The sequence below is a fragment of the Candidatus Methanoperedens sp. BLZ2 genome (genome assembly GCF_002487355.1).
Lineage (GTDB): Archaea > Halobacteriota > Methanosarcinia > Methanosarcinales > Methanoperedenaceae > Methanoperedens.
The window spans coordinates 1-8,512 of the sequence record NZ_NTMG01000036.1 but is presented as its reverse complement, the minus strand read 5'-3'; the positions used below and the strand labels follow the sequence as shown (position 1 = coordinate 8,512).

The 8,512-nt window shown below is 39.7% G+C and carries 8 protein-coding genes and 2 pseudogenes; 8 read left to right on the top strand and 2 right to left on the bottom strand.

Going from position 1 to position 8,512, the window contains the following annotated elements:
• A partial coding sequence (locus CL181_RS06070) for a hypothetical protein (RefSeq protein WP_217993102.1) occupies positions 1-308 on the top strand: 308 nt, incomplete at its 5' end.
• Positions 309-1,274: 966 nt separating this feature from the next.
• On the opposite strand, the gene CL181_RS06065 is transcribed toward CL181_RS06070, so the two are convergent.
• Positions 1,275-1,604, bottom strand: coding sequence for a calcium-binding protein (locus CL181_RS06065; RefSeq protein WP_097298408.1), 330 nt, complete (start codon positions 1,602-1,604; stop codon positions 1,275-1,277).
• 43 nt (positions 1,605-1,647) lie between these two features.
• Here CL181_RS06065 and CL181_RS21080 point away from each other — a divergent pair.
• Positions 1,648-2,187: pseudogene (locus CL181_RS21080) on the top strand (TIGR03118 family protein); the annotation flags it as partial.
• A gap of 195 nt (positions 2,188-2,382) precedes the next feature.
• On the opposite strand, the pseudogene CL181_RS21075 reads toward CL181_RS21080, so the two are convergent.
• A pseudogene (locus tag CL181_RS21075) lies at positions 2,383-2,550 on the bottom strand (transcriptional regulator); the annotation flags it as partial.
• 203 nt (positions 2,551-2,753) lie between these two features.
• Here CL181_RS21075 and CL181_RS06055 point away from each other — a divergent pair.
• The 6 genes from CL181_RS06055 to CL181_RS06030 are packed head-to-tail and all read left to right on the top strand — an operon-like array spanning position 2,754 to position 8,395.
• The gene (locus tag CL181_RS06055) at positions 2,754-3,866 is read left to right on the top strand and encodes a poly(R)-hydroxyalkanoic acid synthase subunit PhaE (RefSeq protein ID WP_097298406.1); all 1,113 of its coding nucleotides are present in this window, start codon (positions 2,754-2,756) and stop codon (positions 3,864-3,866) included.
• 2 nt (positions 3,867-3,868) lie between these two features.
• Entirely contained in the window at positions 3,869-4,414 is a 546-nt protein-coding gene (locus CL181_RS06050) for a poly(R)-hydroxyalkanoic acid synthase subunit PhaE (RefSeq protein ID WP_176505090.1), read from the top strand.
• Positions 4,415-4,441: 27 nt separating this feature from the next.
• Complete coding sequence (phaC, locus tag CL181_RS06045) at positions 4,442-5,593, top strand: class III poly(R)-hydroxyalkanoic acid synthase subunit PhaC (protein ID WP_097298404.1); 1,152 nt, start codon at positions 4,442-4,444, stop codon at positions 5,591-5,593.
• A complete protein-coding gene (fabG, locus tag CL181_RS06040; RefSeq protein ID WP_097298403.1) occupies positions 5,583-6,323 on the top strand; it encodes a 3-oxoacyl-ACP reductase FabG in 741 nt (246 codons plus the stop codon). The genes phaC and fabG overlap by 11 nt, the downstream gene beginning before the upstream one ends.
• A gap of 31 nt (positions 6,324-6,354) precedes the next feature.
• Positions 6,355-7,533 (top strand): acetyl-CoA C-acetyltransferase, encoded by a 1,179-nt coding sequence (locus CL181_RS06035; RefSeq protein WP_097298410.1) that lies wholly within the window; start codon positions 6,355-6,357, stop codon positions 7,531-7,533.
• Between the two features lie 4 nt (positions 7,534-7,537).
• Positions 7,538-8,395 carry a 3-oxoacyl-ACP reductase family protein gene (locus CL181_RS06030; protein ID WP_097298402.1) on the top strand — a complete coding sequence of 286 codons (858 nt, stop codon included), beginning with the start codon at positions 7,538-7,540 and terminating at the stop codon, positions 8,393-8,395.
• Positions 8,396-8,512 lie beyond the last annotated feature (117 nt).

Genomic DNA, 8,512 nt, shown 5'->3' with positions numbered 1-8,512 from the left:
ATGCAAAGGCTGTACATATGGATTTACAGGTCAAGCAGAGGGAAGGAGAAGCCAAGAAGTCCATAAGAAAAATAGCACGTATACGTTTTGACAAGAAGAAATATAGAAAGAGAAAACTTGGAGAAAGACCGTTTGGAAATATTGAAGTCAGAAGAAGTAAATGCTATTATAAGAAGGAAGAAAATAAATTAAAAGGGTCTATCCTTATCGCTTGTGACCATAACATCACGGCTTATTTCAATAACAAAGCCTGGTGCTATCTGTTCGTAAAGGTACAAAACAATGATGGAATGGAAGGGATTAATTAATGGATGGGCTCCAACGCACCGAAAAAGTAAAAAAAGGAACTCTCAAGCTTTAGTTTGACCATATCAGGGTATCGCCACGATTTCTACGTACACGTACGCTAAGGGTTTAAGCATCCCGTTTTTTGCCATGTTTTCTATCTTCAATTTTTTTTGTACTGCTGACAGTTTCTTCAATCCACACGTCAACAGCATACTTTTTTCATCAGCAAATTTAGGTGTTAATTCCTTAGCGTACATCTACGTTAAAATCGTGGCGATACCCTGTTAAGATCGGAAATATCGAATAAATCTTAACTTGGTCAAATCATTGCATGTTGTTGGATTAGTGGAAGCTATGAAAGGGAATGTTCACCAGGATGCAGTATGAGAGGCGAACGCACATAAGCCAGGATGATTCTATCTATTAACCGGAGATATGGTCACGATATACCCCTAGGAAGAGAAAAAAACGAATTAATCCAATTAGCCCGGTTAAAGTAGGATCTCTTTTTTGCCATAGAACTCATGCCTTCACCTCCTTTTACACTTCTTTTTTACATGCTCATATATATAATTTTAGATATCGTCTGAGTAAATTTTTTAAAAAATTGGGTACAATCCCACAAATGTACAAAACTGGCAATAAAAAACTATACATTATAAATATAAAATATTAACTATTTATATATTTTTAAATATGTAACTCATTTTCATAAACGAGTCATTTGAAAACCCCAAAATCCTCAGATCACCCTCATTGTAAAGCAGTAGTGAAAGTAAACTGCGGTTAATAACTCTTATATGCACTTTTCACGAAGTCGCTATCTGAAAGCAACAGCTATAGACCTATAATCTATCCTCATCCAGACCTCGTATAATAATCTCCATAAATGCGATATAAGTGAAGGTTCAGCAAAAAAAATTACTTTCTCTCCAAAAATGGAAAGGATGAAGCCATACCATACACCCTATGGGCTAGGCTCTTAATCATCCTTTCCATTTTTTGTAAGCATCTATCCATTCACTTCCTTTTACTAGCGAGGTAAATTCTATATCCAGGATATCAATATTGTATTTTTTTCCTTTCCGTTCGCACTCTGCCAAAATTCTCTCATCTTCTTCTGTTACTCCAGTTACAGTAACTTTTTCACCTATAACTCTAGCTACGAATGGAAATTCCAAATTATCTTGTATCATAACAGCGAAACCAGCAAGACATTCTGATTCATCATAGCAATCAACTGTTGCTTCTTCAATTAGCTTTTCCAATTCTTCATCTGTCAATATCTTGCTACTTACATTTTGCTTTTTGTTCATATTTTATTCCTCCCCTTGAACCAATGTATCTAATAACGTTCTGGTGTGTGTAGTGTACCATTTTTATGTGGAGTGCGCTACTTTCAGTGGACAACAAGTTAAGCAGCTATATTTAAAGTTAACGCCTCCTCGGAATATCTTAATCCCTGCGGATTTTGCTCCTTTTAATGTGCAAAACATCAATTGTAAGATATTTGTGACCTTTGCCAAGCAAGATGTCCAAAAGCATAATAATCTGAATGGCCCGGGGCTTGGATTCGTAGATGTTTTTGACACAGATGGAAATCTGTTGATGAGCCTGGAATATGGAGATTGGATGGACGCACCATGGGGGATAGCGCTTGCCCCCTCAGATTTCGGCAGTTTCAGCGATGATTTACTTGTGGGTAATTTTGGAAGTGGACAGATTGCAGCCTTTGATCCTGGAAAAGGCAAGTTCCATGCTATTCTAAAAAATACCAGCGGAGAGCCAATTATTATCGAAGGGCTTTGGGGTCTGGGATTTGGAAATGGCGCTACAGCAGGGCCAAAAAACAATCTGTTCTTTACTGCAGGCATCAATGATGAGGCTCACGGTCTCTTCGGTACTATTACTACTATTCTGCCTGTTCCGGTATCTAATCTTATCAAGAATCTGGGTTTTGAATCTGGCAGGAAGGATTGGGTATTTTACACGAACGGAACAGTAAGATTCAATATAATATCACCGGGGTTCGAAGGAAATAATGCATCAGAAGTTAAAATAATGAGGCGCAGTTCCAACTTCTTTCTAACAATTCTATCCCATCTTTTTTGCCGCAAGTTCTATCGCTTCGATCAGGCTGTCTTTTGGCATTATCGAAGTAACTGGAATTCGCAATATCTTTTCAACCGTTGTGCTCACAATAGGAGCGCATACAAGCGCCTTTGCTCCGTCCCTTTCAGCTTTTACTGCGGCGATAACTGCGATAAACCCAATTTTTCAGTTTTTATATCTCTGCAAGTTTCCCGATACCCCTAATTCTACATTATTAATATAAGTGAAAAAACTTTATATATCATAATAATGAATATTGAATAATATCGAAATGGGGGCTAATATAAATTAATTCTATATTGCCTATTTTTATTGCCATCGATACAAAACAAATTAAATGGAGTGAAATAAACATGGTTAAAGAAAGTGAGGAGAAATTAACAAAAGAAATTAAGGAAATAAAAGGGGTACATGAAGTAAAAAATGCTATCAACTTGTGGGTTGATAATTCAAACGAATTTTTAAAGTTATGGAGTGATTCAAGCCTTAAACTCTATAAACCATTTATAGAGTTCATTGGAGATAAGTCTTTGAGAATGGCAGATGTATCCATGAGCGCTTCACCAATAAAATATAAAGAATTTTATGAAGAGTGGATTAAAACATACAATAATACATTTGGTAAGGTCTTTCCGGCCGAGATTTCCTCGCCCAGGGAAGAACTCGAAAGTTTTGTTAAATATGCCGATGAGTCGAGCAAAGTTTACATGTCCTGGATCGAAGAATTCGGGGAAAATTCAAAGAAGACAGCACAAGTCCTGAATAATGGAGGTGACCCGGCACAATATAAGGAGCGTTATGATAGCTGGATAAAGGCTTATGAAAAAGTTATCGATGATATCAACGAACACCCGGCGATCAAATATCAGAGAGACGTTTTCGGACGTTATACAGGTATACCTGATTTCTATTCAGAATCAATGGCGAAGATGGCAAAACAAATCAAAGAAGTATATTCTAAATTATATGCTCCATCAGATGATTCCATCAAAAAATTCTCGGATGAGCTGGCAAAATTATCTAAAGGTGAGGTGAGCCCTGAAACATATAAAAATTTTTATGATTTATGGGTAAATACCTATACAGAAACCTCTTCAAAGATGTTTGACCCCAGGACAATGAAACCTTCAAAAGAACTGCTGGATACTCTTAAAGAGAGCACTGATATCAGCATAAACCTGCTGAAATCCTGGACAGAAGCACTTGAAAAGATATCTGAAAAAATGAAAGACCAGTCAAAATTGACCAGTGATCCTGAAAATTTTAAAGAGTTCTATAATCTCTGGATAAAGATGTATGAACAAACTTCTAAAGATATCTTTGAAGGAGTTCCTGTTGTGGGCCCATTAAAAGAGATGATGGAACCTGTAAAGAGCGCATATCAGATTTATTCGAACACATCGATCAAGATGTCGAAAATGTGGATGGATTCGTTCAGCCGTATGGCAAGCGCTCCAAAGGTATGAGTATGGAAGAAACAAACTTTGAAGCCACACATGAATTTTTTGACATGTGGGTAAAAACTTATGAAGCAACCTTTGGCAAGGTATCTGAAGTTCCGGCAATAGGGCCATTACGAGAGAAATCCGAAAAAATATCTAAAGGTTTCCCTCTTTTCTTTAGCCTTTATTCAACATGGATGGATACAGTCGCCGATTTCCAGAATATTTCCATGGAAGCAATGAAGCGGATGAATACAAAAAAAATAAATTTGGAAGACAAAACAGGTACGGAAAGTTACAAGGAACTTTATAATGCCTGGATGGAATCATATAGTGAAACATTCAAAGAATTCATGAGATCAGGCCATTTCTCTTCAGATATGGGAAGATTCACATCAAACTTCCTGGATGTCCAGAAATACAACCGGGAAATGCTTGAGGAGAATTATCTAAAACCATCCAACCTTCCAACAAAGTCTGATATAGACGAGTTAAATAAGGAATTATATTCCCTGAAAAAGCAGGTAAAGGAATTATCCGGCAGGATCAACGAGTTATCCGGGAATAAATAATCATTCAAATTTCAAGGAGTCGGGATTATGTATGAACTTAGTTCAATAGAAAAGGAATACAATAAATTAATGAGTGGATTTCAAATATTTTTGAAAATGCCGGAAGTATCTGTTGACACAACACCTCATGAAATAGTCTATACTGAAGATAAAATGAAGCTTCTCCATTTTTTACCCACAGTGGAGAAACCTCATCCCGTACCGATATTGATGGTATATGCGCTTGTGAACCGTTATTACATCCTTGACCTGCAGCCGGATAAAAGTGTGGTCAAGAAACTATTAGATGACGGTTTTGATGTATATATTATCGATTGGGGATACCCTTCAGGACTGGATAGATATCTTACGTTAAATGACTATGTCAATGGATACTTAAATAACGTTGTGGATATAGTAAGAAAGCGTTCTGGATTGGATAAGATCACACTTATGGGGATCTGCCAGGGCGGGACTTTTTCTGTTATGTATTCAGCGTTACATCCTGAGAAAGTAAAGAATCTCATAACACTTGTAGCGCCTATTAATTTTGATACCCAAAAAGGACTTCTTCATGTATGGGCAAAGAATCTCGATGTTGATAAGGTCGTTGATTACTATGGAATAGTACCGGGAGATTTCCTGAATGCAGGATTCTTATTGACAGATCCATTCAGGCTCATGATCGACAAATATGTGGGAATGTTCGACAGGATAGACTGTAAACCTAATGATGAGGCCTGCTTGATCCGAAATGAGGAAATAGTGAGGAACTTTTTGAGAATGGAAAAATGGATCTTTGACAGCCCGGATCAGGCTGGTGAGGCATTTCGGCAGTTTATGAAAGATTGTTACCAGAGAAACCTTTTAATACAGAATAAGATGGAACTTAATGGAAAAAAGATCAATCTGAAAAACATAACCATGCCTCTTCTTAATATAATGGCGGAATTTGACCATCTTGTACCAAATGAAGCAAGTATACCGCTAAATGATGCAGTATCAAGCAAAGAAAAAGAGATGGTGGTTTTTCCCACAGGGCATATAGGCATATTTGTGGGATCAAAATCCCAGAAAGAAGTCTGCCCCAGGATTTCAAAATGGTTAACGCCAAGGTCAGGTCTTGATGAAGAAGGAATCCCTGATATTAAAATTAAGACATCTAAAAGAAAATCAAAGAAGGAATTACATGAGGGTTAAAGATAAAGTAGTGATTATCACCGGGGGTGGAAGCGGTATTGGAAGAGAGACCGGGATTTTGTTTGCAAAAGAAGGCGCTAAAGTTGTAATTGCTGATGTAAATGAAAAAGCAGGGGCAGAAACGGTCGAATTAATAAAAAATGCAGGAGGAGAGGCTTTTTTTGCAAGACTCGATGTTTCTAACAGGGAACAGGCAAAGCAGGTCGTGAAAGAAACAATAGCAAAATATGGCAGATTAGATGTACTAATAAATAATGCGGGGATCATCCAGGATGCTCTTGTAGTGAAAATGACAGAAGAACAGTGGGATAAAGTTATAGATATCAACCTGAAAGGACCTTTTAATTGTATCCAGGCAGTTGTTGGACAAATGATTTCCCAGGGAAGCGGAGTGATATTAAATATTTCATCAATAGTTGCCCTGTACGGTAATGTGGGGCAAACGAATTATGCCGCAACCAAAGCCGGTTTAGTGGGTATGACAAAGACACTTGCCAAGGAACTGGGGAAAAAGGGCATACGGGTAAATGCGGTTGCGCCGGGATTCATATATACTCCGATGACAGAGGCAATGCCTGAAAAGATCCTTGAAATGATGAAGGAAAAGACGCCTTTAAAGAGGCTTGGCACCCCGGCGGATGTTGCCAGCACATTATTATTCCTGGCTTCGGATGAAGCAAGTTTCATTAACGGCGCTGTGATAAGCGTAGATGGCGGATTGCTATTATAATCCAATGGAGAGAGACAAGGGAGACAGAACAATGAGTAATGTCGTTATAGTGTCTGCTGTACGTACAGCGATAGGAAAGTTCGGGGGAAGCCTGAAAGATATAAGCCCGGTGCAGCTTGGTTCAATTGTACTGAAGGAAACCATGAAGAGAACGGGAACATCAGGAAGTGAAGTGAATGAAGTCATAATGGGAAATGTACTCTCTGCAGGCCACGGACAAAATGTGGCACGGCAGGCAGCAATAGCAGCAGGCATCCCTAATGAGGTTCCATCATTCTGTGTAAATAAGGTATGTGGTTCAGGTTTAAAATCGATCATCCTGGGAACCCAGGCGATCATGCTCGGGGACGCCGATGTTATCCTGGCAGGAGGGACAGAATCAATGTCCACAGCCCCATATGCATCAAGGAAAACGCGCTGGGGGGCCAAGATGGGAAATGATGAGCTTGTGGATTTAATGATCCATGACGGATTATGGGATATTTTCAATAACTATCACATGGGTGTTACAGCCGAGAATGTAGCAACAAAATTCGGTATATCCCGGGATGAGCAGGATGAGCTCTCGGCAAAAAGCCAGAATAAAGCTGAAGCTGCGATTAAAGGCGGGAAATTCAAGGATGAGATAGTTCCTGTTCCTGTCCCGCAGCCAAAAGGTGAGCCGGTTCTATTTGATACGGATGAATTCCCCAGGTTCGGGACAACAAAAGAGGTTCTTGCAAAGCTCAAACCCGCCTTTAAAAAGGACGGGACTGTGACCGCTGGCAATGCATCAGGCATTAATGACGGGGGGGCAGCAGTGCTTCTTATGTCAGAAGAAAAAGCAAAGGAAAAAGGTCTGGAAGTACTGGCTACTATCAAAGGTTATGGTACTGCAGGCGTGCCTGCGGATATTATGGGAACAGGCCCTATCAATGCAAGCAAAAAAGCTTTGCAGCGGGCGAATATTTCTGTTAGCCAGCTTGATCTTATAGAAGCGAACGAAGCATTTGCAGCGCAAAGCATTGCAGTGAACAGGGAGATGGGCTGGAATAGTGACAAAGTCAATGTGAGTGGCGGTGCCATAGCGCTCGGGCATCCTATAGGGGCAAGCGGGGCAAGAATACTTGTCACGCTTGTGCATGAATTAAAACGAAGAAATGGTACTAATGGTCTTGCAACGCTATGTATCGGCGGGGGGATGGGTGCTGCAATTGTAGTTAAAAGGTGATTTTATGAAGGAAGATAGAAAAAGAAAACTGGAAAATAAAGTAGCCCTTGTAACAGGGAGTTCAAGGGGGATCGGCCGTGCAATAGCAATAAAGCTCGCTGAGGAAGGGGCTGATGTTGTTATTAACTACCAGAATGCAAAAGATCATGCCCGGATGGTTTCAAAATTGATAGACCGCATGGGAATGGCAGATTCCCTGGGAGAGATTACTGAAAAGATCGGGAAAATGGAATGTAAGGAACATGCAAAGGAAATATCCGACCTGATAGAATCAAAAGGATGTCATTCCTGCATGTGCCAGGCGAATGTGAGTGACCCCAAACAGGTAAACAAGATGCGTGACGAGGTTATTGAGAAATTCGGGAGGGTAGATATCCTTGTCAATAATGCAGGGATCGTGAGGGATAAATCCTTCGTTAAAATGACATCTGATATGTGGAATGATGTCTTATCAGTGAATCTTGACGGTACTTTTTACTGTACCAAGGCATTCATAGACGGAATGCTTGAGAGAAAGTATGGCAGGATATTGAATATTTCATCTGTCATAGGCAGGATGGGTAACTTCGGGCAGACAAATTACGCTGCATCCAAAGCCGGGATGATAGGCCTGACAAAAGCGCTTGCCAGGGAATTTGCAGGAAAAGGTGTCACTGTGAACGCAATAGCGCCAGGGTTCATTGAAACGGATATGGTAAAAGGCATATCTGCCGAGGCAATGGAAAAGGTCGTAGCTAAGATCCCGCTGGGAAGGCTTGGGAAAACATCCGAAGTCGCAGGAACTGTTGCATTCCTGGCATCGCAGGAAGGAGATTACATAACAGGGCAGGTTATTGACGTCAATGGAGGGCTCTATATCTGAAAATCTGAAAAAGATTAATAATTTCATTTAGTCTAAATCTCTTAACCGATGATGTATGAATTTGGGAGTGTAATCTTTTTTGCTGAAACTATCCTTATGAATATCCCTTCATATTTA